The organism is Vibrio sp. ZF 223 (assembly GCF_003050585.1).
GTDB lineage: Bacteria > Pseudomonadota > Gammaproteobacteria > Enterobacterales > Vibrionaceae > Vibrio > Vibrio crassostreae.
Genome location: NZ_PIGB01000011.1, coordinates 140,982 through 167,222, shown reverse-complemented (window position 1 = coordinate 167,222; position 26,241 = coordinate 140,982). Strand labels below are relative to the sequence as shown.

The following is a 26,241-nucleotide window of genomic DNA, read 5'->3' as shown; positions in this document are numbered from 1 at the left end:
ATTACCCTTCCTTCTCAATCGTATCTAGGCATTCACGAAGTAGTTGACCGTACTCGTACTTACCTGGACATACAAAGGTACACAATGCTACATCTTCTTCGTCTAGCTCTAGCGCACCAAGTGCTTGAGCACTATCAATGTCGCCTGCACATAGATCACGAAGCAGCAATGTAGGTTCCATATCTAGAGGCATTACGCGCTCGTAGTTACCAATTGGAACCATTGAGCGGTCACTACCGTTTGTCGTCGTTGTCATGTTGAACAACTGACCTTTAAACAGGTGACCAAGGAATGAACGAGTAACAGAGAACTTGTTCTTACCAGGCATAGCCCAGCCGAATAGCTCTTTATCACGACCTTCACGTAGAACAGAAACTTGCTGATGGTAACGACCAAGGAAAGCATGTGGACCTGTTGCTTCAGTACCCGTAAGTACAGAACCAGAAATCACACGAACTTCGCCTGGCATTAACTCGCTGTCTGTCAACTCTTCAAGGCTAGCACCAATTTGAGTACGAACTAGACGTGGGTTGTTAACCACTGGACCAGCCAGAGAAACAACACGCTCAGAGTAAATCTCACCAGTAAGGAAAAGCTTACCGAATGCGATAACATCTTGGTAGTTAATGCTCCACGCTACATTTTGTGCATTTACCGGATATAGGTAATGCATATGCGTGCCTGCAAGACCTGCAGGGTGTGGGCCATCAAAAACATGTTCTTCAACGTTAGACTGAGCTGAACGAGGTAAGCTAGTACCTTTTTTACAAACGTACACTTTACCGTTAGTCAGAGTTGAAAGAAGATCTAAACCAGCAACGAAAGCATCAGACTGCTCGTTAATGATTAATTCTGGCTCAGCTGCTAGTGGATTAGTATCCATAGCAGTAACGAAAATAGCCTGAGTTTCAGAATCAACTGCTGGAACCTTGCTGAACGGACGAGTTCGCAAAGCGGTCCATGCGCCAGACTCAACCAACTGAGCTTTAACCGTTTCACGGTCAAGACTTGTTAGTTGGTTAGCTTCATAGCTATTGAACGTGATTTGCTCATTACCTGCTACTTCAATCACTACTGATTGAAGAACACGCTTAGCACCACGGTTCACTTCAATAACTTTACCGCTTGCTGGAGAAGTAAATACAACACCTGGGTTCTTTTTATCTGCAAAAAGAACTTGGCCTTTCTTCACTTCATCACCAACGCGAGCATGCATCGTAGGACGCATACCAACGTACTCTTCGCCAAGCAAGGCGACTTTAGTGATGGACTTACCATCATTAATCACCTGGGATGGAGTTCCTGCGATAGGAAGATCCAAACCCTTCTTTATTGTAATCATACGCACTTGCACTACTTTATCGGGAAAAAGATTCTTTTAATTGCGTAAATTCGGGACGTTTTAAAATCGCCCTTAGACACGACATTACAGTGTCCGGTTTCGGTAGATTTGAAATACCAAAATCGCAACATTATCTTAATAAATTCATCACACTAATTATGTGAGATTTATCAGGTGCCGTATTCTAGCATTTTTTGACAACTTGATGCCATGACCAATAACTTGAATACGGCCTTTATTTGGTGAGATTTGAAGCATATGGACTCTCAAATATGTATAAATTTGACGAGCCGCACAGATAAATTGGCTTTTGAATCGTGTTTTAAACAAGAGATTAATACTCTGTCACAAACTAATATTTTACGAGTTATGTTGAAACACTGTTAATAAAAACATTACTCATTGTAGGTATTTTCAGCCGTTCGATTTACCATCAGTTTGAGTGATATAACAACGAAAAACAGATGAATTTGACGACAAAAAAGGCGGCATCGCCACCTCTTCTATATTCGTAAGCTTTCTTACTTACCGCCGCCCATACACATCGGGCTATCTGGCACGTTATCTAGCTGCTTCATCCATTCATCTTTTGTATAAGTGTGAATGGACAATGCATGAATATTGTTCGCCAGCTCTTCTGAAAGGGCTTTATTTACCGCTCGATGACGAGCAATAAGACGCAAACCTTCAAACACATCGCTGACAACAATCACTTTGAAATGACTCTCAGAACCAGCCGGAACATTGTGCATATAGCTCTCATTGACCACGTTTAAATGACTTGGTGAAAACTCATTGTGCAATTTTGTTTCGATAACTTCTTGGATCATTGTGATTCCTTAATAACGTATTGGCATTATCCGTGGGGTGAGTATAAACCCTAACAGGTCGAGTGTCTGAGTATTTCATAGCAAATGGCATAGGTTTGGTTGAGTTTTTTCTATCTTGTTCAGGCTGCATTTGAGACAATATCTTTGTTATTTCTTACATAAGTATCTCAAGCAATGAAAACCGAACTTACCCTTCACGACAGAACTTTGACCTTACATCGTTTCCCTAAACGTTCAAATGAAACCCTTCAAGCTTGGGATGCGGGCGACGAATACCTGATCAGTCATGTTGAAGAGATGAACCTTGAACCTGGTAAACACATCCTGATCATGAACGACAGCTTCGGTGCTCTATCGACTTGGTTCTCGAAAGACCATGATGTCACTATGATGAGCGACTCATTTATCTCTCACCGTGGTGCTCTGAAAAACTTACAGCGTAATCAAAGTAACCGAGTGAACTTCTTGAACACAATGGATGATATCCCACACGGTATCGATCTTGTGATCATGCAGCTGCCGAAAACAAATCGTCACCTAATCTGGCAATTGAGTCAGCTACGCCAAGCTTTGCCTGAAGGCTGCCAAGTGATCGGTGTCAACAAGGTAAAAGAGATTCACACTTCTACGCTTAACCTGTTCGAGAAGTACCTAGGCGAAACCAAAACATCACTAGCGAAGAAAAAACACCGCTTAGTATTCTCGTCTCCAAACTGCCAGCCAATTCAAACGGTAGAGCCTTTTGTTGAATGGGATGTGGACGGTGAAGATATCCGCCTGAAAAATTTACCAAATGTTTACTCAGGGGAAGCACTCGATCAAGGCGCTCGCTATATGCTAGAGCACATCCCTCAAGATCCTGAGCTGCGTCATATCATCGACCTAGGCTGTGGCAACGGTGTATTGAGTGTAAAAGCTGGGCAATTGAACCCACAAGCTCGTATCACTTGTGTGGATGAAAGCTTTATGGCAGTGGAATCAGCACGCCAAAACGTCAAGGATAACCTTGGTGAAGAAGGCAACTTCCAGTTCATCGCCAACAACTGTTTAGATGGCTTCAAGAAAAACAGCACCTACTTAGTGATGTGTAATCCTCCATTCCATCAGCAACAAGCGATTACGGATCACATTGCGTGGCAAATGTTCTGTGATGCAAAGCATGTTCTAAGCAATGGAGGCAAATTAATTGTTATTGGCAACCGACACCTCGGATACGATGTAAAACTAGCAAGACTATTTGGTGAAGCTAACGTTGAAACGCTTGAACTAAACCAAAAATTTGAGATATTACAAGCAACAAGAGAACCTGCGAATTTTAATAAATAAGCAGAAACGACTTCACAAGAATTTAAGATACCGAGCTTCTGGTGTGAATTTAGAAAGGATAAAGGAATGAAAAAACTGATTTTGGCTGCTTCTATTATGGCTTTGACAGCATGTTCAGCCCCTCAGCAAGAACAGATCAATGTAATGCCAGAAGCTTCACTAAGCTCAAGCAACCTTGTACAAGGTAAAACATACACACTAACCAGTAAAGATGTTCGTGCCGCTCAATATGTTGCATTGGTTGATAGTGGCCGTTCAAACATTCAGCCAATTCATGCTAAGCAAAACATGCGTATTTCTCTAGAAAACGCTGTGGCTCAACAGTTAGAGTCTCAAGGTTTTCGTGCAAGCGTAAACAGTGAAAACTCAATTGTTTTAGAAATTCAAGAAGCACTCGTTACCGTAGAACACACCATTATGGAAAACAAAATGGACGGTAAAGTAACGCTTGAAGTTACCGCTGAAACACCGGAAGGTAAGCTCGTTAAAACATTCAACGGTACTGCTACTCGCACAGGTGCATTAAGCGCTTCAAACGATGATATCGCGATGGTGCTTAACGATGTAATCAACTTGGTATTGAAAGAGATTGCCAATGACCAAGAGCTACAAACTTACATGAAGGAACGTTTCTAATGGGTCGCATTCTATCTTTTATTGCATTAATGCTAGTGAGCGTGAGCGTTTGGGCTGGTCCTAAAGTGAACGTAGAAACAACGTTAGGCGACTTCACTATCGAGCTTAACCAAGAGCAAGCACCAGTTAGTGCTGAGAACTTTTTAAAGTACGTTGCTGACGGCAGCTACGAAGGTACTATCTTCCACCGTGTTATTCCTGGCTTTATGGCGCAAGGTGGCGGCTTCGATCAAGAGATGAATCAACAAGCGACTTATGCTCCTATCAAAAATGAAGGCAGCAACGGCCTAAAGAATGATACAGCAACGATCGCTATGGCTCGCACTAATGCGCCAGATTCTGCAACTCGTCAGTTCTTCATTAACTTCTCTGATAATGATTTTTTGAACGCAAAAGGTGGTAACCCAGGTTACGCTGTATTCGGCAAAGTAACTGAAGGTTTTGATGTTGTACAAAAGATGGCAACAATTCCAACTAAACGAATGGGCCGCATGTCAGACATTCCAGTCGACCCAATCGTCATCACTAAAGTGACCCTTCTTAAGTAATCCAATGCAACGCCCTTATTTCTTAAGGGCGTTTTTCTATACAAGGACGCCCTATGTCATCAGGCACTCCCTCTCTTTCTTGGATGCAGACTTTTCGCAGCTACCTAGATAAACGCCTACTTTGGGTGTTTATGCTCGGCTGTTCGAGCGGCTTCCCATGGGTTCTTATTGGATCCAACATGTCTGGTTGGTTAAAAGATGCAGGTTTAACACGAGCAGCCATTGGCTACTTTGGTAGTGTGTTTGCCGTCTATGCGATTAACTTTCTATGGGCACCATTGGTAGACCGAGTAAAACTGCCGGTGCTTCACGCAATACTCGGCCAGCGCCGCAGTTGGATCTTTTTCTGCCAAACCATTGTTTTGATTGGCACCTTATTCATCGCAGGCGTCAATCCCGCAGAAAATTTGGCGTTTACCTCAATGTTGGCGCTCGCTATTGCTATTGCCTCAGCCACGCAAGATATCGCGATTGATGCATTTCGTATTGATACCTTCCCAAAATCCGAAGCATCAAAACTGCCGCAAGCTTCTGCAATGGCCGTCATTGGTTGGTGGACAGGGTATTCTCTACCAGGCTACCTTGCCTTTATTAATGCAGACTCAATCGGTTGGAATGGCGTGTATTACGGCATGGCAGGTGTCGTTGTTGTATTAATGCTGTTTACTCTTTTTGTCGGAGAGCCAAACACACAACGTGAAGCCCTACAAGAGCAAGCACAGCAGCGCCACAAGAAAGTGGTCGGCTCAAAGCTTGTCGCTTGGTTCAGTGTAACGGTAATTGAACCGTTTTATGATTTCTTCAAAAGAAACGGCGTTCAAGTTGCCATTACTCTATTGCTGTTTGTGTTCCTATTTAAGATAGGTGAAGCCTTCTTAGGTCGCATGTCGATCACCTTCTATAAAGAGATAGGTTTCAGTAACGAACAGATCGGTCACTACTCCAAGTTAATTGGCTGGGGAGCAACCATATTCTTCACTTTGGTAGGCAGTGTCTTCAATGTGAAATTTGGCATTGTACGCGGACTGATGATCGGTGGTGTGGCAATGGCAGCAAGTAATCTAATGTTTGCGTGGATCGCTCAGACAGGCCCGAGTGAAACCTTGTTCTTGGCAACCATTATTGTCGACAACTTCACAACTGCCTTTTCTACCGTTGCGTTTGTCTCTTTCCTAACGTTATTAACAGGCCAAGCGTTTTCGGCAACACAATACGCCTTACTCGCATCCTTAGGTAACTTCGGTCGCACCACACTAGCTTCCTTCAGCGGTGAGTTGGTTGATTACCTCAATGACTGGTCAACCTTCTTTATATTGACTGCTCTCATGGTGATACCAAGTTTGATCATGCTCTATTCGTTGCGCCACTTTTTCACAGATTTACTAGAAAAAGCCAAAACCAACCACGAATAAGAGAAAAAGAAGACAGAATAGAAAGAGGGTAGCTTCACGCTACCCTCTTTTACTTTGTCACTACTGATTTAGTAAACGCTAGTCTGTTGTATCACTCACAATAAGGTTGAAGCCTGTGCCAGCCGAATCGTCGATCGCCACAACTTGATACACCACGCCATCAGCCAAGGTCGCCTGTGCTGAATTAACAGCGATTGTTGATGGGTCACCTGCAACGGTAATCGTTACATAATAAGTTCCCGCTGCAACATAAATGCCATTCGCATAATCTTTGAATTTCACATCACTCAGCGCCGGAGTGCTACCAGAGATCCCCGCGTTTTCTGTTAAGTAGATATCCACCGATGCCGCAATTGGGTTAGCAGCGGCGTGGGTAATGTTTAACACCGCACTGGTCGCAACCGGACGACGGTTTTCAGGAACAACCAAAGGTTCCAAATTCAGTGGACTTACTGTCCCTACCGCATAGATGCTGTAATCCATGCCAGCAAATACAGCTAATCCATCAACATCAATAAATGTCGGAGACGTCGTTCCCGTTTCGTATATATCAATATCATAACTGCCTGCTGCTAAATCTAAGAAACCGCGAATTTCTTTAAACATTAAACCATCAAGAGGAGCAAACTTAGCAGAATTAACAAATACATCTACAGCTGGTGCGCCATCGACCAAATGCCCGACTCTCACTTCGGCAGTTTCTGACATGTCGTATATTAAAGAGGAACCGCTACCATCCATCACCATCAACTTAACTGGAGATGTACTGTTTGAGTCAGCTCTTGGCACAGCTGCAATCGTTAGCTCGCTACCTCCAGACAGAGTGATCTCTCCTGAATCAAACGCGATAGCACTACCAGTTACTGTTTCAAGTCTCACGCGATATTGACCAGCAGGAATATTGAGCACATCGGTAAAATCTTTATAAGCCAACGTCCCCAACGGTGCACCCAATGGATCGCTAGGACCTGTGACATACAAGTTTACATCGCCGACACCTGTCGCCGCATGGACTACTTGCACATCTAAACTTGAACTTGTTGCCGTGCCCGCAGCAGGACGAGTAACAACTAACGCCTCAACCGGGTTATTAGAACCATCAGCATCGCCGACCACCATCACGGTGTAATCTAGGTCTGGGCTCAGGTTAAATTGGCTTTGAGGTATGACGGTTGCGACGGCCTCTCCGGGAAGCTGAACGTCAACTTGCACTGAAGTCTGCCCTTCTGACACTGACACGTACCCAGACGCTTGAGCATAATCGACGCCAGTCCAACGAGCTTGACTGTTGACGATAACATTAGCCAAAGGTGCATCAGGTGATGCGTGAACGGCTTGAAGTTGTGTAGTAGGTTCATCGTCATCGTCACACCCAACAATGAACAGCGCTGATATTGCTACCGCTAGTAATGGTGAATATTTCATCGGTCTTCTCTCCAAAAAGTTAGACCAGTTCGTCACACAAAAGATAAGCTCAGTAAAAAATCTTTAAATACTCTCTCAGTATTTAGTGCAGTGAACTGTCTCAATAATATCTGTGATGGGAAAAGTAATAAGGCTGACATTCCAAATTACTCATCACATGAGTTGTTCATCAATTGATTCCCCCACCATTACGGAGCTGGTTAAAAATAGATCAAAGAGTGGATCTAACTGAGGAGAGATTTAGTCGTTTTCTGGGGGTAAATTACATAGAAAAGAATACTGTTGATTTTGATATGCATGTCACTCTAATTAGTAGAATCGTTTGCTTAGCGTAGTATTTCACCTATTTATCCACAAAATAATCAAATTTCACAAAATCAATAGAATTAGAGGTGCATCTAGATGCATTGCCACTTTAAAGTTCCATCATTTAGATCGTTAGTGTGATCAACCTCACCTTAATAATTGTAGTTTTCACTCTGTCTCACTTTTATTTGAGAACAAAATCGCTATTATGCTCGGCATTCGGACATCATAAACACGCACGGATTAGCGGGTTACTTATTTCAAACATAGAGAGTTCCATTATGCGTAAATCACTTTTAACTCTTGGCCTACTTGCAGCAACTTCTGCTCCTGTAATGGCAGCGGATTATTCTGACGGCGACATCCATAAGAACGATTACAAATGGATGCAATTCAACCTTATGGGTGCATTTGATGAGCTTCCAGGTGAATCATCACATGATTACCTAGAGATGGAATTTGGCGGTCGTTCAGGAATCTTCGACCTATATGGCTATGTTGATGTATTTAACCTACTTTCGGATCCAGGTAGCGATAAAGCAGACAGCCAAGCAAAAATGTTCATGAAGTTTGCTCCACGTATGTCTCTTGACGGACTAACAGGTAAAGACCTTTCATTTGGTCCAGTACAAGAGCTTTACGTTGCATCTGAAATCACGTGGGACGGCGTTAACACAACTGACACTACTTTTGGTGTTAACCAACAAAAAATCGGTCTAGGTTCTGACGTAATGGTTCCTTGGTTAGGCAAAATTGGCTTAAACCTTTACGGTACATACGATTCAAACATTAAAGACTGGAACGGTTTCCAAATCTCGACTAACTGGTTCAAACCATTCTACTTCTTTGAGAACGGTTCATTCATCTCTTACCAAGGTTACATTGATTGGCAATTTGCGATGGAAGACGAGTACAGCGCAGAAAGCAGCGGCGGCGCAATGTTTAACGGTATCTACTGGCACTCAGACCGTTATGCTGTAGGTTACGGTCTTAAAGCTTACGAAACTATTTACGGTCTAGAAGACGGTGGATTCGCAGGTAAAACTTCAGGTGTGAGCCACTACCTAGCAGTAACTTACAAGTTCTAATCAAACTTCTAAGAAAATTTCCAAAATGGCACCCTCGGGTGCCATTTTTTATTGCTTTCATTTAATGCCTCGCTATCCTTGCAGCATCACTTTCTTATCTTGGTATTGCTGTGAACATCACGATTGTTGGACCTGGAGCAATTGGCTCTTTATGGGCAATAAAACTACTTCAAGCTGGTCATAATGTCTCTTTGTGGAGCCGCTCCCCTGAAACCTCAATTGACCTATCACTTGATGAGCAAACTTCACTTCACTTCAGTAACAACAATATCGAAAAGCTATCAGCGAGTGACTTAGTGATTTTCACGGTCAAGGCTTGGCAAGTAAAAGAAGCCACCACTCCGTTACTTCAATATCTCGACCCTGATACCATTCTTATGTTCATGCACAACGGAATGGGAGCAGTAGATGAGATAGCCACTCAGATTGATGCTCACCCGATAGTATTGGCAACCACCACCCAAGCAGCATTCAAGCCCGACAAGAATAATGTTTGTCATAAAGGGTTAGGACAAACTCAACTGGGTGCTTTTAACCTCAAAGGTCAGCAATGCACTTTTTTGGTTGATGTGTTGGAACACGCCCTACCGACCGTGAATTGGAACCCAGAGATAACAGCCGCGCTTTGGACTAAGCTCGCCATCAACTGTGCTATCAACCCACTGACTGGGTTGAAACAAGTCAAGAATGGCGAACTTGCAGACCAAAAGTTTGGGGATACTTTAAGCTCTATCGTTGAAGAGCTCACAAAAGTTATGCAAGCCGAAGAGATCGCTTGTTCATTCGACGAATTAGAAGCCAGCGTCAAACAGGTAATCCAAGCCACAGCCCAGAACAACTCATCCATGAAGCAGGATATGTTTTACCAACGCAAGACAGAGATCGACTTCATCACTGGTCACCTAATAAAAACAGCGCTTAAGCATCAGATAAAAGTTCCCGTTAACCAAAAGCTGTTCGATCAGGTCAAAGAGCAAGAAAATAGCTGGAATCATCAAGATTAGTCAGCAACGGTTAACAAGTCGCGATAAAATAACAATACCGCTAAGCACAACGCTAGCACCAATTTCCAAGATTTTAGGTAAGAATAGATGCTTGATATCAATCACATCCGAGAGCAGTTTCCTGCGCTAGCACAAACCATCAATCAACAACCATTGATCTACTTAGACAGCGCGGCAACAACACAAAAACCTCAGGTAGTTATTGATGCCATTAGCCAATATTACTCCAAACAAAATGCCAATGTTCACCGTGGTAGTCATAGCTTAACGGCGAACGCGACCAGTCAATTTGAAGCGGCAAGAGATAAGATTGCTCAGTTTATTGGTGCAAGCTCTTCAAAAGAGGTCATCTGGACTCGTGGTGCCACCGAAGCACTTAACCTAATTGCTCAAACGTATGCAAGAAGCACGCTTCAACCTGGTGATGAGATCTTAGTGAGTGAGATGGAACATCACGCCAACATAGTGCCTTGGCAAATTGTGGCAGAACAAACCGGCGCTAAAGTCGTTAAAGTACCAATGACATCTGATTGCGAATTTGATCTACAAGCTTTTGATCATCTTCTTAATGATAAGACCAAGATTGTTGCCTTAGCTCAGATCACCAATGTCACAGGTTCTCGTCAGCCAATTGAACAAGTCATCGAAAAAGCTCACAAGATGAATGCGGTTGTGGTGGTTGATGGCGCACAAGGTATCGTTCATGAATCAATTGATGTTGCAGCTTTAGGCGCTGATTTCTACGTATTCTCTGGGCACAAGCTCTATGCTCCCGCCGGCATTGGTGTACTTTACGGCAAGCTTGAATTGCTCGAAGCGATGCCACCATGGCACGGTGGAGGTAAAATGGTTGAGCGAGTATCATTTTCTGGTACCACTTTTTCAGAATTACCGGGCAAGTTTGAAGCAGGCACGCCAAATGTTGCCGGAGCGATAGCATTAAGTACTGCAATAGAATGGTTAAGTGGTTTTACACAGCAAGATGTCGAAAATCATATCCACCAGCTACAGCACGAGACTTACCTTGCGCTCAGTAAACTGGATGACATTCAGATTTTGGGCTATCAACCCAACGCCAGTGTGATTACGTTTGTAATGGATGGCGTTCACCATCAAGATATAGCGACTCTACTGGATCAGCAAGGTATCGCAGTACGTGCAGGGCATCATTGTGCTCACCCATTGATGGATGCTCTTAATGTGAAAGGAACGGTTCGTATTTCATTTGGCATTTACAACAACATGGATGATGTTGAAAGGCTCGTAGCGGCGATAGAAAAAGCCGTTGATATGCTTTAGCCGAGTCACGAGCGAAATTATTTAGGGTTGGCGTTTAGCGTCAACCCTTTTTGTTTCTGTGTATCTAAGAGATGTTAAGCACTGAGCTCTTGGATTTGAGCAACAATCGCTTTTAAGCCGTTACCGCGAGATGGGCTTAGGTGAATGATTAGACCGATTTTTTCAAAGTAGCTGTCAATATCAAACCCTTGAATCTGCACTGATGTTTTTCCATCATACGCAGCCATCACTAATGCAATCAGACCGCGAACGATGCGAGCATCAGAGTCAGCACAAAAGTGCCAAACACCATCGATATTTTGAGAAACCAACCACACTTGGCTTTCACAACCAGAGACAATCACCTGCTCACTTTTCAGTTCATCAGGCATGTTAGGTAGTTTTTTTCCCCATTGAATCACTTGGCGATAACGGTCTTCCCAGCCGCTGAATGTCTGCATTTTCGCGACAATATCATCACTGGTAATTTCAGTGCCGAATGGAGAGCTTGGGAATGTGGTCATTTTAATATCCAGTCGATTATTAATTGAATAGAAGACGTTACTTAGCGTGCTTTTGAATCAGCTTTTCTACAATACGTGAAACAGCCACAAAACCAAACGTCGCCGTTACCACCGTTGCCGCACCAAAACCCGTCGCACAATCCATGCGCTTTGGACCTTCTGCTGTTGCTTTCGCAGCGCATACACTGCCGTCAGCTTGAGGATATTTCAGCTGTTCAGTTGAGAACACACAATCGATACCAAACTTACGTGCTGGATTCTTAGGGAAATTATGATGACGACGAAGGGTGTCTTTTAGCTTCTTCGCTAGCGGGTCTTGAATTGTCTTGGTCAGATCGGCCACTTTAATTTGCGTTGGGTCGATTTGACCACCAGCACCACCAGTAGTGATCACCTTAATTTTGTTGCTACGACAGTACGCCAGCAGCGAAGCCTTCGCTTTCATGCTATCAATAGCATCTAACACAAAGTCGAACTCTTTCGATAGGTATTCAGCCTGATTGTCTGGGCCGATAAAGTCATCAATCAGGTTAACTTTGCATTCAGGGTTAATCAGCTTGACGCGCTCTGCCATCACTTCGATTTTGCTCTTACCAACGGTACCCGACATAGCATGAATCTGACGGTTAATGTTGGTCACGCAAACGTCATCCATATCGATCAACGTCAGCTCACCTAAACCAGTACGAGCAAGCGCTTCAACCGCCCATGAACCTACACCGCCAATACCGATTACACACACGTGTGCTCCTCTAAGTATGTCGACTTCACTATTGCCATACAGGCGACGAGTGCCACCAAATCGTTGGTCATAGTTTTCTGAAGCTGGAGTGGTCAATTCACGCATTGTTGCCGCCAATTTATTTCTGAGAAAAAGAAAAGAGTGCGTTTTATACGCACTCTTGAATAAAAAGTCTAGGGGATTAACGATTCGCTTTCAATGCCCTATTTTATTGTCGCTTACTCAACCTTTTCAGGAGGCAAAGCCCAAGGAGCTTCGGTTGCGCTGCCATCTAACCCGAGCTTCCACACACGACCAAAATGCTTGTAATGACCCGCTTCAGTACCTGCTCGTGGGCCCATGCCATGGTAGAGATCCAAATGGTTTTGCTTAACCGCACCACCCGTATCTAAAACCAGTAACAATCTTAATTGGTGTGCTCCACTCCAAGTACCGTCGGCATTTAGCAGCGGTACTTCTGCAAGAATCGGCGTTCCCATTGGTAAGATAGAGCGATCACCCGCAACTGCGGCCATTGGTAACAGTGGGATGCCTGCGCTGCCCATTACCGATAAGTCATCTCTCGCGCTAAAGAATACGAAAGAAGGGTTTTGTTCAAGCAGTTCTTTGACAACTTCAGGCTCGTTCGCCAATACCCACTCTTTGATTGCTTTCAACGACATTTTTTCACGGGGAACCAAACCTCGTTCGATCAGCACACGGCCAATACTCACGTACGCCTTATTGTTCTTACCCGCGTAAGCGAAATACTGCAACGTGTCATCATCTCCGAAATGCACAAAGCCACTGCCTTGCACTTCCATCATAAATGGGTCGATTCGGTTAGCAGCGTAGCCAAGTTCAAGACCTTGACCTTCTAAAGCACCATTGTAGATCTCTTCACGAGTTGGACAATTTTTATCGCAGTCAGGAAGCCCATAAACAGGGAATCGATATTCTTCATTGGCTTCATGGCGCAACTCCATTACAGGAGAGAAGTAACCCGTGAACAAAACATTGCCTTGCTTATCGCCACCACCCAGTTGAGCAGTCTGAACGCCAAAGTTTGCTAGTTGGCTTGGATCACCGCTTTGCAGCGCCCACTCATTGAGTTGCTGATAAAGCGGCTCATAGATTTTCGCCATCGAAGGAGATTTAGATACCACCATCTCAGCTTGTTCAGCGAATGCGGTGTAGTCTCTTGGCTTATTGGATTCAACCTGATCGACCTTATTTAAGGTGCGAGGAAATTCATCATCAAGATGTTGTTGAGCAAGATCGGTGGGTTGAGCACAGCCAAATAGTAAAGAGGCGGCAACAAGGGGAAGCCATTTTTTAATCACAAGAGTCATCCTAAAAATTCTATGCATCGAGGATGACAAAAACAGTCAGATAACACAATCTTAGATTGTAAGAGTTTACAATAAGATAACCTACCGGACGGAGTTATCGATGTGACCTTTAAGGCGGAAGATAGGGTTATAGTGGCTGTCAGAATCGAGCACAATTTCTGTATTGTCAGAATTAGTCATGCGGTAGCGATAGGTCTTTTCACCGGCCTTATATTCGAAGTAGTGGCCATCAAAGTCAAAGTTCGTCGAGATAACAGACCCACGAACTGACACACCATTAGCATTCAGTACAAACTCATCTGTCGCATAATGTGCAACATCCTGCTCTATCCAAGTACCATATATTAGATGATCAGGCGTCGCCGCATCTTGCACTCGGGAAAGCACATCACCGAATAAAGAAACCACAGCAAATGAACCCACCAAGGCTAAAACCATTAAGCAGCGCTCAATGATCTTACGCTTCAACTTAGATTGATTGCGCTGATCTGCTTCACTGTAGAGGCCTTTGGTTATCTCATCGATTTTGTTCTTTGTAGCTGGAACTTGCTGCATTCGTTTACGACTCATAAGGATGCTATGCGCATTCTACACTGAGACAGTTTATATATTGAAGTCTAGATAAGAATAGTTTGCGCTTTATTCCAAAAAGGTGTTGTTTACATTTGAATTTAAATGCTAAATTAACGAATAAATAAACACAAATGGACTTGTTCTGTGAAATTAAGAAGTACAGCGCTAGTAAAAGGTTTCAGACAATCAACCCCTTACGTGAATGCTCACCGTGGCAAAACCATGGTCATTATGCTGGGAGGCGAAGCTGTTGCCGATAGAAACTTTGGTAACATTATTAGCGACATTGCCCTACTCCATAGTCTTGGCGTGAAGATTGTTCTCGTTCACGGGGCAAGACCACAGATCAACCAACTGTTAGAAAAACAAGATTGCCATACGCCTTATCACAAGAATATTAGAGTCACCGATGAATACTCTCTGGGTGTCGCTATGCAGGCAGCTGGCCAGCTACAACTAGCCATAACAGCTCGCCTTTCAATGAGCTTGAACAACACCCCTATGGCAGGCACTCAACTCAATGTGATGAGTGGTAACTTCATCACCGCGCAACCGCTAGGTGTCGATGATGGTACAGATTATTGCCACAGTGGTCGTATTCGTCGAATCGATATCGAAGGGATTAATCGCACACTTGACCAAGGTTCCATAGTCCTTCTTGGGCCCATAGCTAGCTCCGTGACTGGCGAAAGCTTTAACCTGCTTTCAGAAGAAGTCGCAACTCAGGTTGCTATTCGTTTAAAGGCCGACAAGCTGATTGGGTTCTGTTCCGAGCAAGGGGTAACAGATGAAAGCGGCAATGTACTCGCCGAACTCTTCCCTAAAGACGCCAAACAAATTCTAGAACGCTTAACAGAATCTCAAAAACCTGCCGAAGACATGAGCACAGGAACACTGCGCTTCTTGAAAGGTGCGATCTCGGCTTGTCGTGCCGGAGTCCCTCGTTGCCATCTAATCAGCTACAAAGTCGACGGCGCATTAATCCAAGAGCTGTTCTCTTTTGATGGTATTGGCACCCAAGTGGTCATGGCGAGTGCAGAGCAAGTAAGACAAGCTCAGATTGACGATATTGGTGGCATATTTGATCTCATTCGTCCTTTAGAAGAACAAGGCATCTTGGTTCGTCGTTCAAGAGAGCAATTAGAGCAGGAGATCCACCGCTTTACCATTATCGAAAAAGACGGACTGATCATTGGTTGCGCGGCGCTATACGCCTACCCGGAAGATCACATGGCAGAGATGGCGTGTGTTGCAATCCACCCTGATTATCGTGATGGAAATCGTGGGCAATTACTGCTGGATTACATGCGCCACCAATCAAAATCTCGCGATATCGACCAAATATTTGTCCTAACGACACACAGCCTTCATTGGTTTCGTGAACAAGGTTTTTACGAGATAGCAGTTGATGAGTTACCGATGGAAAAACAAGGGCTATACAACTATCAGAGAAACTCAAAGATCCTGGCGCTCAACGTATAAATAAAGTTTTTTGGAGCGGAATCTCACTTCAAAATAAAAATAATTGCAAACGTAATCGTTTTCTATATGAGATTTATTAACTATGCACTTTAACTCACACGCAAAATTGTATAGAATTTAGTCGCTTTAACAAAATAACAAATGTTTTTATTGGAATTACCATCTCGGTTGTCATATCACATGCATTGAGGTGGTCACTGCACGGATTGCTATACCCGTTGACGGTCAGCACGCTAACATTAGCTCTGCTCGTTAATATAAACAGCAAAAAGAGCAACATTGATATGAGAACCATTGTTTGTAACTCGCTGCAAAGTTTTTGGGATATGGCTGATAACCAATTCTTAGAAGGGCTAGACGTACACTGCGTGTTCCCTGTGAGCGAGAATCTAAAAGAGTTTATTTTGAATTGCCAAGCAAAATACAAGATAAACCACATATCGTTTACTCGAGCGTTTTTAGGCACTGATTCCTAGCACGCTCAAAGCAACCAGGGATGGTTGCTTTGTACATGTACCTCAATCACCTTTAGCTAGTTAAGCGGCTTCCTAAACCACTCACTCGCTCTGTTTTCACCTTAATCCCACGCTTTAATACATTAGTATCACTGAACATCATCAGTTGCTTCTTCGCTCGCGTAATACCTGTGTAGATAAGCTCTCGCGTTAAAATAGGGCTGAAATCCGGCGGCAAGATCATTAAGGTCAGATCAAATTCACTACCCTGAGATTTATGTATCGTCATCGCATAAGCGGTTTCATGATCCGGCACTCGGCTTGGTAACACCGCTTTTACGCTACCATCAGGCAACTCAAAATAGACCTTCAAGCGAGGTGATGAATCAGGTTGGCTTGAATCCGATTCAAGCATGCAGATACCAATATCACCATTGTATAAACCCAAGCCATGATCGTTACGCGTTACCATCACAGGTCGCCCGTGATACCACAATTCATCGTTGTGTGGATTCACTAAACGTCTTGCGGCAAGCGCTCTTTCAATACGATGGTTGAGACCTTTAACACCAAAATCACCTTCACGAATAGAGCACAACAGTCGGCATTGGCTAAACAAATCGAGTACCAATTTGGCTCTCGATTCTTGAGTTTCTAATTCTTCCAACGGCACGTTCATTCTATTGAGGTACGCACCATACTCATGAACCAAAGTACGTAGCATCAAGTTGTAGCTGTCACTCGATAGAGGATGATTTTCAATATCGCCAAACCCTTTGGCAAACACTTGGTCTACTTGATTCGCAGAGCCGTTATTGATTGCTTTTGCTAACTGTCCGATACCTGAACGTGCATCGAAACGATAACTCTTCTGCAGCATACACAAGCTATCTGCAATCTCCGGAGGATTAACGGCTCCCGCTTTTGCTTGTTGTGTATTGGCTATCGCATCAAAGCCTGTCATCTCCGCAATCAAGTTGCCTTGCACTGTGCTATAGCCTGTTGAATTAAATGAGCAGATATCACCTAACACCGCGCCCGCCTCAACAGAAGCGAGTTGGTCTTTATCACCCAACAAGATAAGCCTTGCGTGTTCAGGAAGTGCATCCACCAGCTTATACATCATCGATAAATCAACCATAGAGGCCTCATCCACCACCAAGATATCAAGGTGGAGTGGATTGCGTCGGTTATGTCTAAATTCAGCACGGTTAGGAATCGCGCCGAGTAATCTGTGTAAGGTACTCGATTCAGTTGGTATGTTGGCTTTCACTTCAGGCGCTAATGGCAACTGTTCAATCGCTTTACCAATCGACTCAGTTAAACGCGCCGCCGCTTTACCCGTTGGTGCCACTAGCTTAATCGTAGGTGTTTTTCCTTGGCTTAATGATTGCTCGACCATCGCCGACAATAACTTGGTTACTGTGGTCGTTTTACCAGTACCCGGCCCACCGGAAATCACCGCAAAGCGACGACTCAGCGCCACCGCTGCCGCCACTTTTTGCCAATTCAAACATGCCGATAACGGTACCAAGCTATCTAGGACATCTAAGTCTGTTACCTGCTTGGCTTGGATAATCGCTTGGTCGATTGCTCCCCAATCTAGAGCCTGCTCATTCACAATATCAAGATGATCACACACCAATTGTTGGCGTAACACCTGAGACGTTTGTTGGCTTGCTTCAGCCTTGGCTAAGGCGTTAAACAGGAAGTGATAGCTGCGTGCAAAGAGCTGATTGAGTGTTTCCGTCAGCGCCTTTTTCTGTTCAATATTGAACTCTACAGGCTTACTTAAACGGTTTAAGGTGTCAGCCAGTACAACCTCGTAGTTCCAGTAACGCTGTAAGTAGACACGCTGTCCATCAAACATCAGCGGCTTAACACAGTCATTGGTTGCTCCAACTAAATTGGACGATTGAAGTACCGCCAACCAATCAATACCTAACAGCTTTTGATTCAATTGCAGCGCCGTTTCACCATACAACCCAAGTAACTGGGCTAGATCTGCCGTTTGTGCAGGGCCTATCGTATGCTGCTGTATAAGCTGAGAACAAATGTGCCCTTTGCCTAATTCATGACTCACTACCCCCGCGAGAAAGCCGATTTCTTGAGAGTAACTCGTGGCTTGCTGAGCAATAAAACGGGCAAACTGATAATCCAACTGACGAATCGAACCTTTGTCCGCTAGGAACTTTAATACATCCATGAGCTGCTCAGGGATAAGTGAAACTGGCTTAACTGTGTTCGCAGCTTCTATGCTGGTATTAGTGGTCGTTGTTGTCATTATAGAAGCCCCATCTGTCCAGTTTCATTGTCATTCAATTGTGCTGAACGTCTGTCTATCACTTTACCGTCAATCAATTGATCCATTTCATCGAGCAAAGCCAATGTAGGTTTAGCCGAGAAAATACCTTGTTGAGATTGGCCGTCCATTCCTCTTAAAAACAAGTAATAAACCCCACCAAAATGTTGTTCATAACTGTAATCTGCAACGCGGCTGCGTAAGAAACGGTGCAGAGCCAACGCGTAGATTTGATATTGCAGATCGTAACGGTGGTCGGCCATCGCCGATTTCAATGCCTCACCATGGTAGACGGCAACGTCATCACCTAAATGGTTCGATTTCCAGTCGAGCACATAGTATTTACCTTGATGCTCGAACACCAAATCGATGAAGCCTTTCAACATGCCTTGCACGGTTTGGAAGCCTAAGTCACCCGCTTTGGCCGATAACGGATCGTGATATTGAATGGTTTGATTCAATTCAGATGCGGCCAACACTTCGATCGGCAACAAGAACTCCATTTCGACTAATCGTTGAGTCGAGTCTTTCTCACTTAGCTTTAGATTTTTGCCATCCAACGCGGTGTTCAGCACCGTATCAACCAGTTGTTGAAGCACAGGTAACCACTCTAGTTCGTATTGCTCCGACTCTAATAAGTGAGTGATTACTTGCGTGTTATGTTCACTGGTTGCTGGCTCAGTAAATTCAACATCCTCAAACAAGGTGTGCAAGAAGGTACCTGGGCGAGCGCCGCGAGGGAACGTGAATATAGAACGTTCAGGTTCAATCAGTTCCGACTCATCTTGTTCATCAGCCGAGTCAATATCGAAACCAGACACCTCAATGGTAGCGTCATGGCTCGCGCCGTGACTGCCTTGTTTTACAAGCCCTGAATAACTGGTGATACGCCAAGCTCGGTCAATTGAAGCTTTAAGTTCATTGGCCTGTAAGTCGTCACTCACTTGCTCTGTTTGCACAAAAACTTGTTCGTGAGCGGTTGGTGTTTCAGACAGCAATACGCTTGAATTCTTACCCTCAATCGCTGACAGAGCTTGATGTAACTCAGCGATGCCTTGCTCTTGTCCGTTTTGAACCAAGTAGCCCATGGCACTTAAGTGAACGCCGGTCGGCTCTTTGGTTGAACGCCCTTTACGTAAAGGAGCCATACCAATAAAACAGCCATAAACGGCACGAGTAAGCGCCACGTAAATCAAACGCAGGTCTTCCGCGAGTCGCTCTTTATCGGCTTGCGCCAAAGCACTGTCGCTACCGGTAATATCAAGCACTGTGGTATCTGATTCGTGATCGTAGAACTTGCCTTCACTCGCTTCACGGTAACTCGCGACAAACGGCAAAAATACGAGGTCATATTCCAAGCCTTTTGATTTGTGGATGGTAACGATTTGAACCAAGTTTCTCTCTGATTCAAGGCGTTGAATGTCGTCTTCACTGCCACCTAAACCATTTTGCGCATCTGATATCGCTTCTGCTAACCAACGTAACAAGCCATAGTCGCTGTCGAGTTCTTGCCTAGCTTGTTGCAGCAATTCGCCAATGTGCATCAAATCAGTGAGTGAGCGCTCACCATTTTCTTCTTCTAGTAAGCGTTCGGCGAGGTGCCTTTTACTGATCACGCTGCGAAGCATTGGTAATACGCCACGTTGCAACCACAACTTACGATATTCTCGGAATTCGTTAACGACGTTTTCCCAAACCACTTCATCGTTATTGAGTTCATCCAATGATGCGGCATCCAAAGCAAACAACTCCGACGCTAAACTCGCGCGCAATGCACGGTCGTTTTCAGGAGTCAGCACCGCTTGCAATAGGCGTTGAATATCTTGCGCGACCAAGCTGGTGAACACGCTATCTCGGTTAGACAAATACACGCTCGCAATGCCTTGTTCCGACAATGCATTTTTAATTAGACGCCCTTCACTGCCGGTTCGAACCAAGACAGCAATATCACCTGCATTCACGGCATGTTGTTTTTTACCGTTATCAAAATAGGCTTGCTGGTTTTGAGAAGCAGTCAGAATGGTTTGAATTTGACTCGCCGTCGCCTCGGCCATTGCCTTGTGGTATTCGCCTTTCGGTAAGGGCTTTTCTTCCGCCTCTTGCAGCCAAAAGGTGAGCGCGTGCTGAGTTTCACCATTCATCACCCATTGGCGTTTGTCGGCCGATGGGCTGGCTGCGACGGGCAAAAATGGAATATCTTGGTCGTAGATAAATGGGCTATCCGAATTCATAAACACTTGGTTTACCGCGCTGACCATATCCGCACTCGAACGCCAGTTAGTGCCTAACGTGTAGTGAGCACTAACTTGGTTTCTCGCTTTGATATAGGTAAAGATATCTGCGCCGCGAAAGCCATAGATAGCCTGCTTCGGGTCGCCGATCATAAACAAGCCACATTGCGGGTTATCTAGGTAGATTCGACTAAAAATACTGTATTGCAGCGGATCGGTATCTTGGAATTCATCGATCATCGCTACTGGGTATAAGGTGCGAATTCTCTCCACCAGCAGTGATTGCTCATCGACATCGATTGACGCGGATAACTGAGTCAACAAATCATCAAACGATAACCACTGCTTTTGTTGCTTAGCCTTGGCTAGCATAGTTCGACAATGGGTAATGGCATGCGCCAGCAATGGAGCTTTTAGATCTGCTGGAGAATTTAAGAAGTCCTCAATCGCTTCGAAAACGGCGTGCTGAGGCGCGGTGCCTTTGGGTGTTTTTTCAATTAGAGTGGCTTGTGAGAACTTCTCTAATTTATCTGGGAACTGGTAATCATGGGTGTCGCTCTGCGCCCATGCTGTTACCGCTTCTAGCCATGTTGGCAAAGACTTCTTGGTGTAGCTGCGCTTGTTCACATCTGAACCTGAAATCAAAGCCAAAAAGTCCGCTTCAGATTCACACCACAGCGCTTTAAGTTGCTTCACTTTGTCTAGGTTTTGATTGTGCAGAGTTTGTAAATCGCCCGACATTGCTTCGACGGTTAGCTTTAGTGGAGATCCCGTCAGATAACGATTTACGTCAGCTAATAACGAAGCGGGAGAACCCCAGATATTACGAACCTCACCAGCTAATTGATTCGGCAGCGGGTAGAACTGTTTACGCCAATAGTCGGCAACTACTTGTGCTTTCAGATGGCTTTCATCGGTCACAAATTCATTATCAAAACGGCTTCCAGACTCAAAAGCATTTTGAGTCAACATTCGCTGACAGAAACCGTGAATGGTGTATACCGCCGCTTCGTCCATTTGCCTTTCGGCATTAAGCAGTGTTTTCGCAGCGCCAGCGTGGTCTTCGATCTCTTGCAACAGAGGCGCAATCACTGGGTCATCACTTTGCCCGCGAGCAAACGCAATGCGCGCATCATGGATTCGTGCACGGATACGATCTCGCAGCTCTGCGGTTGCCGCTTCGGTAAAGGTCACTACCAGGATTTGATCTACGGTCAGTGGCTCATGGTGTCGGGTAGCTTCTGTAAGCTCACCTTGTGGTGCTACCGTGCCGTGCCCGAGCAGTAGGCGCAAGTACAAACCAGCGATGGTAAATGTTTTACCCGTACCCGCTGATGCTTCAATTAAACGCGCGCCATGAAGTGGAAACGTCATGGTATCGAGTGTCTGTGGAGCAATTACCTGAACACTGCTTGTGGTCGTCATGCCTTACTGCCTTCTGATAAATATGTTGTTACAAATGTGACCTAGCGTGGAAAACGTCATTCAATTTACGTCCTACGCTGATTTGTTAATAGTTAGTGCGATCTCTCTCACGGATCAATTCAGATCGCCTCGCTACTATGCGCCCACGAGTTCAGGAGCGCGTACGAGTTTTGTACTTTACGGCGTTACTTTGAACCACAGAATAATGGTCCCTCTGACCTGTGGCCGTACAGCGAACGCCCTACACTAATAATGATTTACTGGCGGCCACTTTATTTCCTGTACCTTGCTTCTGTTCACCTTGATTCCCTTCACCTGGAAAGTAAGAACCCCAAATGCTTACCAGCGACTCTCTTTCGTTTTTCATTAATTCAGCGCACACGCTACTGATCTTGTCGATCACAGCCACTTACTCCTGATCTTCCAGATCGGCAGCAGCCAACCTTGCCGCCTGTAACACAAGCGTTGAATACATACGCGACTCAGCCGCCAGCTCCTCGTCCCACTTAGGCCAAATACGCGAGATGTAGGTATCTCGACCCTCGCCCGTGAAAGCGAAGCTATCATTAAAAGTATCAGCCATTTTCTTGAGCGACTTCTCTTCATCATCGACCCATTTACCACGGCTAAAGCCCGCTTCAACGCCGGCCAAGGCGGTTTTCGGGAAATACGGCAGTGGTGCAGTCATACCTTGATAGAACAGTCGCACTAACTCAGCTAATAAACTCTTCGCCTGCTGCGCATCGCCGATAGGTTGTAGCGTTTGGTGAACCACGCCTTCTTTTCTGTCATAGCCAATAATATGAGTCGTTTTGCCGTGCCCCATCACCGCACAGCACAAGTGATCGACCCACGCAGCCAAGTAATCTTGCGAGCGAATTTTGCCACTACGGAAACGCACTAAACCCGATTGATAGTTTTGAGTCAGCCAACCCATCAAACGAACCGGTTTGCCCTCATCTAGTACGTCAAATTCAATATTTACCTCGAGATCTTGTTGTGGCTGCCCACTTACAAATCGAATCTCTTTGGCTAAGTCTTCTGCTTGAACGCGGTTGGTTTCAAATTCGATATCACCAAAAGCGCCAACCGGTAATCGACCTTGAGCTTTTTGCTCAGAGACAAACAAGCGAACCGCTTCATCCGCCCCTTCAGGATGATCGAGTAATACTTGAAGCAAAGCGTCTTTTAGTTGGAAACTTTCTAAACCATTAAGCACGAACGGTTCATCGTCTTCCATTACCGGAAGCGGGGGCTCAAACACCACTTTTAGGCGGCGATTAAAGAAGTATTGCACTGGCAAGCGCCAGAAACGCTGTAGCTCAACCAAATCCAATTCCAATGGATAGGTCGCACCAAGCAAATAGTCATCCAAGGCACGATTGAATTCACCACTGCGTTCACCGGAACGGTTAGCCGCAGGAAGCCATTCTTTGGCGTAACTCAGCACATGGCTTGAATCACCTTGAGTAAAGGCAGCCGGGCTAAATGGCGTCATGGTGTGTTCAAAACTGATCGCTTGAGTCAGCTTGATACCAGAATCATCACTTGGTAGCGCTTGGTCTTCACTTAGGCAGTAGTTCTGCTGGCAGTACTCAATCAACTCTGAAACCAATACCGACGGCACTCGCTCAGTATTATCTTGAATCGAACGGCCGACATAGCTTATGTACAAACATTCTTGCGCTGACAACATCGCCTCTAAGAATAGGTAGCGGTCATCATCACGACGAGAACGGTCTCCGGGACGAGTGCGCCCGTTCATCAAATCAAACCCTTCTGGTGGCATTGAGCGCGGGTAAACACCATCATTCATGCCTAATAGACAAACGGTTTTGAACGGAATAGAACGCATCGGCATCAGGGTACAGAAGTTAACTTGTCCCGCTAAGAAACGCTGACTAATACGCGCGCCCGACAGTTTATTATTCAAGTACTGATAGATAATGCTTGGCGATAGCTCTTGTTCGTACAAGGCATCATCAAGCTGTTCATTCAGTTGAGAAAGTGCATCGCGAATCGACTTAAGCACCACCTCACCTTCTAACTCAACCGCAAAGAAATCATCAATCATTTGCAGCAAGGTTTCACGCCACATGTCGATAGATTGCGTCTCAGCAAGGCGTTGACGGTAATGAGCAATGCGGTCAATAAAATGCGCTAACTTACCTGCAAGTTCGGCGTTAATGCCCTGAACTTCGTTATAAGCGGCAATTGGAGAGTGTTCAGTTTCAAACAAACCTGCAGAATCCGACATCGCATAGCCCAGTAGCATTCGCTGGATACCAAATAGCCAGGTATTTTGTTCAGTAGCAGGTAAGTCAAATTCAGTTGCGGTAGAAGAATCGACACCCCAACGGATACCCGCTTCTTCAACCCACTGCTTAGCTTGTTCAAATTGAAATTCATCAATACCGAAGCGTGCCATCATCGCTGGGATTTCTAATAACTCTAGAAGTTCAGAAGCTAAACAGCGCGTGTTTGGTAGCGCGACTAGCTGCATGAACGCCGTCAAAATTGGGCTCTCTTGATCTGCGGTTCTATCTGAGATTGAATATGGGATATAGCGCTCACCCGGGGCATTACCAAATACCGCCTGAATCGCAGGGCTGTAGGCATTGATATCTGCCACCATCACGATGATATCGCGTGGCTTTAGTGTCGGGTCAGCGTCAAACATTGCTAACAGCTGATCATGAAGAACTTCAACCTCACGCATTGGGCTGTGACAAGCATGTACAGTCAACGAGCGATCGCCCAGCTCAACCACTTGTTTGTGGTTGCTGGAGTCTAAAATTTCATCATTGCGATGCTCTTCCAATTCAAGGATATCTCTTTGAATTTGATGCAATAAGCCATCTCGCTCTACATCAATAAAAAATTGATACTCCTCAATATCTCCCTCAGAGAGCAAAAGTAAGTTATCTCGTCCTAATTTTCCCATCGAAGCTAATAAGTTATTTCCAATGGCATTATCAATATGTAGTTCATCATGCACTTCATATTTCCCCCCTTCCATTAGGGAAGACGAGCCAGCTGATGAGAGCATATTGTTAGACAAAGCGAGTTTTTTACGTTGCTTAGCCTCAAACCTTGCTAAATCTTTGAGGCTTTTGATGTCTCCCCAATAAGGCTTACTTGGGTTGGTAAACATCAGGTGGACATCAATCTGTTCGCCAAGCGCTTTCAAGGCATCCATGTAGCGAGGAGGCAGTGACGAAATACCAAATACAAACAAACGTTTCGGCAGGTGTTGTAACTGGCCTTGTTGATTAGCTAACGCTTCAATGAAGTCGTGATACAAGTTGCCACGGTGATACTTTGATTGGCCTTGAGAGAGCGTTTGCTCGTAGAGTGCCTTCCACAAAATTGGCTGCCAAGGGTGCTCTTGTTGCCCTTCACTATCAATCAATTCTGCAACGGGTTCTCCCGCTTCCCACATCGCCATCCACTCAGGTCGATACACCAAGTAACCATCGAAGATATCGGCAATTTTCTCTGCCAATTGATACAGCTTAGAGCCGTCTTCGTCGTTTTCAAGATAGCGCTGTAGAGGTAAGAAATCAGGGTGGTCAAGTTTCGCGGGTAACAAACTCATCAGCTTCCACGTCATCGCTTCTTTATTAAAAGCACTGCGTTTCGGTACATCAGGAAGCACTTGGGTAAACATATCCCAAATGAAGGTTGCTGGGAGAGGGAAATCGATATTTGCTGCTACACCAAACTCTTTGGCGAGTTCCATCTTAAGCCATTGAGACATACCAGGGCTCTGAACCAAGATCTGCTCTTTTTCGAAAGGATTGGCTAAAGGGTCACTTTTGATTAAGTGAACGAGAAGGATTTTTAAAGTATCAACTTTATTGGAATGATAAACAGTAAACAAAGTGCACTCACGCTAATCTTGCCACAATATACAGCCAGATTAGCATAAGTGCTGAGTTTGGATGAGGAATATAAGCTTATGAAATACCGAAAGCTTAA

General features: G+C 44.8%; 20 protein-coding genes. 9 read left to right on the top strand and 11 right to left on the bottom strand.

The genetic code is table 11. The features are described 5' to 3' along the window. Position 1 precedes the first annotated feature (1 nt). Positions 2 to 1,342: a Na(+)-translocating NADH-quinone reductase subunit A gene (locus tag CWO13_RS19205; protein ID WP_048657905.1), complete on the bottom strand. Its 1,341-nt coding sequence runs from the start codon at positions 1,340 to 1,342 to the stop codon at positions 2 to 4. Between the two features lie 521 nt (positions 1,343 to 1,863). Further along, positions 1,864 to 2,172, bottom strand: a complete 309-nt coding sequence (gene bolA, locus CWO13_RS19200; protein WP_017064186.1) for a transcriptional regulator BolA — start codon at positions 2,170 to 2,172, stop codon at positions 1,864 to 1,866. Positions 2,173 to 2,346: 174 nt separating this feature from the next. Here bolA and CWO13_RS19195 point away from each other — a divergent pair, with 174 nt between their 5' ends. The 4 genes from CWO13_RS19195 to CWO13_RS19180 all read left to right on the top strand — a co-directional run bounded on the left by CWO13_RS19195 (position 2,347) and on the right by CWO13_RS19180 (position 6,094). Next, positions 2,347 to 3,498: a methyltransferase gene (locus CWO13_RS19195; RefSeq protein ID WP_048607983.1), complete on the top strand. Its 1,152-nt coding sequence runs from the start codon at positions 2,347 to 2,349 to the stop codon at positions 3,496 to 3,498. Positions 3,499 to 3,564: 66 nt separating this feature from the next. Next, the gene (locus CWO13_RS19190; protein ID WP_048663688.1) at positions 3,565 to 4,134 is read left to right on the top strand and encodes a YajG family lipoprotein; all 570 of its coding nucleotides are present in this window, start codon (positions 3,565 to 3,567) and stop codon (positions 4,132 to 4,134) included. Next, positions 4,134 to 4,682, top strand: a complete 549-nt coding sequence (locus tag CWO13_RS19185) for a peptidylprolyl isomerase (RefSeq protein WP_102480753.1) — start codon at positions 4,134 to 4,136, stop codon at positions 4,680 to 4,682. Before CWO13_RS19190 ends, CWO13_RS19185 begins: the two co-directional genes overlap by 1 nt. A 53-nt stretch (positions 4,683 to 4,735) precedes the next feature. After that, the gene (locus CWO13_RS19180) at positions 4,736 to 6,094 is read left to right on the top strand and encodes an AmpG family muropeptide MFS transporter (protein ID WP_108083406.1); all 1,359 of its coding nucleotides are present in this window, start codon (positions 4,736 to 4,738) and stop codon (positions 6,092 to 6,094) included. 78 nt (positions 6,095 to 6,172) lie between these two features. Here the strand turns inward: CWO13_RS19180 and CWO13_RS19175 are convergent, their stop codons facing one another. Further along, entirely contained in the window at positions 6,173 to 7,519 is a 1,347-nt protein-coding gene (locus CWO13_RS19175; protein WP_102432267.1) for a DUF4397 domain-containing protein, read from the bottom strand. 587 nt (positions 7,520 to 8,106) lie between these two features. On the opposite strand from CWO13_RS19175, the gene CWO13_RS19170 reads away from it, so the two are divergent. The 3 genes from CWO13_RS19170 to csdA all read left to right on the top strand — a co-directional run bounded on the left by CWO13_RS19170 (position 8,107) and on the right by csdA (position 11,216). Then, positions 8,107 to 8,913, top strand: a complete 807-nt coding sequence (locus CWO13_RS19170) for a nucleoside-specific channel-forming Tsx family protein (RefSeq protein ID WP_108083405.1) — start codon at positions 8,107 to 8,109, stop codon at positions 8,911 to 8,913. 110 nt (positions 8,914 to 9,023) lie between these two features. After that, complete coding sequence (gene panE / locus CWO13_RS19165) at positions 9,024 to 9,917, top strand: 2-dehydropantoate 2-reductase (protein ID WP_108083404.1); 894 nt, start codon at positions 9,024 to 9,026, stop codon at positions 9,915 to 9,917. An 87-nt stretch (positions 9,918 to 10,004) separates the two neighbouring features. Continuing rightward, positions 10,005 to 11,216, top strand: a complete 1,212-nt coding sequence (gene csdA, locus CWO13_RS19160) for a cysteine desulfurase CsdA (RefSeq protein WP_108083403.1) — start codon at positions 10,005 to 10,007, stop codon at positions 11,214 to 11,216. A gap of 74 nt (positions 11,217 to 11,290) precedes the next feature. Here the strand turns inward: csdA and csdE are convergent, their stop codons facing one another. From csdE to CWO13_RS19140, 4 genes are all read right to left on the bottom strand, one after another. Next, on the bottom strand, positions 11,291 to 11,719 hold the full coding sequence (gene csdE, locus CWO13_RS19155) for a cysteine desulfurase sulfur acceptor subunit CsdE (RefSeq protein ID WP_108083402.1): 429 nt from the start codon (positions 11,717 to 11,719) through the stop codon (positions 11,291 to 11,293). Positions 11,720 to 11,756: 37 nt separating this feature from the next. After that, positions 11,757 to 12,566, bottom strand: coding sequence for a tRNA cyclic N6-threonylcarbamoyladenosine(37) synthase TcdA (gene tcdA, locus CWO13_RS19150; RefSeq protein ID WP_048657895.1), 810 nt, complete (start codon positions 12,564 to 12,566; stop codon positions 11,757 to 11,759). A gap of 113 nt (positions 12,567 to 12,679) precedes the next feature. Beyond that, the gene (gene mltA / locus CWO13_RS19145; RefSeq protein ID WP_108020737.1) at positions 12,680 to 13,792 is read right to left on the bottom strand and encodes a murein transglycosylase A; all 1,113 of its coding nucleotides are present in this window, start codon (positions 13,790 to 13,792) and stop codon (positions 12,680 to 12,682) included. Between the two features lie 81 nt (positions 13,793 to 13,873). Continuing rightward, positions 13,874 to 14,347 (bottom strand): DUF2850 domain-containing protein, encoded by a 474-nt coding sequence (locus CWO13_RS19140; protein ID WP_108083401.1) that lies wholly within the window; start codon positions 14,345 to 14,347, stop codon positions 13,874 to 13,876. 162 nt (positions 14,348 to 14,509) lie between these two features. On the opposite strand from CWO13_RS19140, the gene argA reads away from it, so the two are divergent. Both argA and CWO13_RS19125 read left to right on the top strand, forming a co-directional pair. Then, on the top strand, positions 14,510 to 15,847 hold the full coding sequence (gene argA / locus CWO13_RS19135; RefSeq protein ID WP_048663694.1) for an amino-acid N-acetyltransferase: 1,338 nt from the start codon (positions 14,510 to 14,512) through the stop codon (positions 15,845 to 15,847). A 284-nt stretch (positions 15,848 to 16,131) separates the two neighbouring features. After that, positions 16,132 to 16,323, top strand: coding sequence for a hypothetical protein (locus CWO13_RS19125; RefSeq protein WP_008223046.1), 192 nt, complete (start codon positions 16,132 to 16,134; stop codon positions 16,321 to 16,323). 52 nt (positions 16,324 to 16,375) lie between these two features. Here the strand turns inward: CWO13_RS19125 and recD are convergent, their stop codons facing one another. The 4 genes from recD to recC all read right to left on the bottom strand — a co-directional run bounded on the left by recD (position 16,376) and on the right by recC (position 26,143). Continuing rightward, positions 16,376 to 18,586, bottom strand: a complete 2,211-nt coding sequence (gene recD / locus CWO13_RS19120; protein ID WP_102432262.1) for an exodeoxyribonuclease V subunit alpha — start codon at positions 18,584 to 18,586, stop codon at positions 16,376 to 16,378. Further along, positions 18,586 to 22,260, bottom strand: coding sequence for an exodeoxyribonuclease V subunit beta (gene recB, locus CWO13_RS19115; protein ID WP_108083400.1), 3,675 nt, complete (start codon positions 22,258 to 22,260; stop codon positions 18,586 to 18,588). The genes recD and recB overlap by 1 nt, the downstream gene beginning before the upstream one ends. A gap of 241 nt (positions 22,261 to 22,501) precedes the next feature. Further along, positions 22,502 to 22,669, bottom strand: coding sequence for a hypothetical protein (locus CWO13_RS23520; RefSeq protein WP_181359928.1), 168 nt, complete (start codon positions 22,667 to 22,669; stop codon positions 22,502 to 22,504). Continuing rightward, positions 22,670 to 26,143, bottom strand: coding sequence for an exodeoxyribonuclease V subunit gamma (recC, locus tag CWO13_RS19110; protein WP_108083399.1), 3,474 nt, complete (start codon positions 26,141 to 26,143; stop codon positions 22,670 to 22,672). Positions 26,144 to 26,241: the final 98 nt, after the last annotated feature.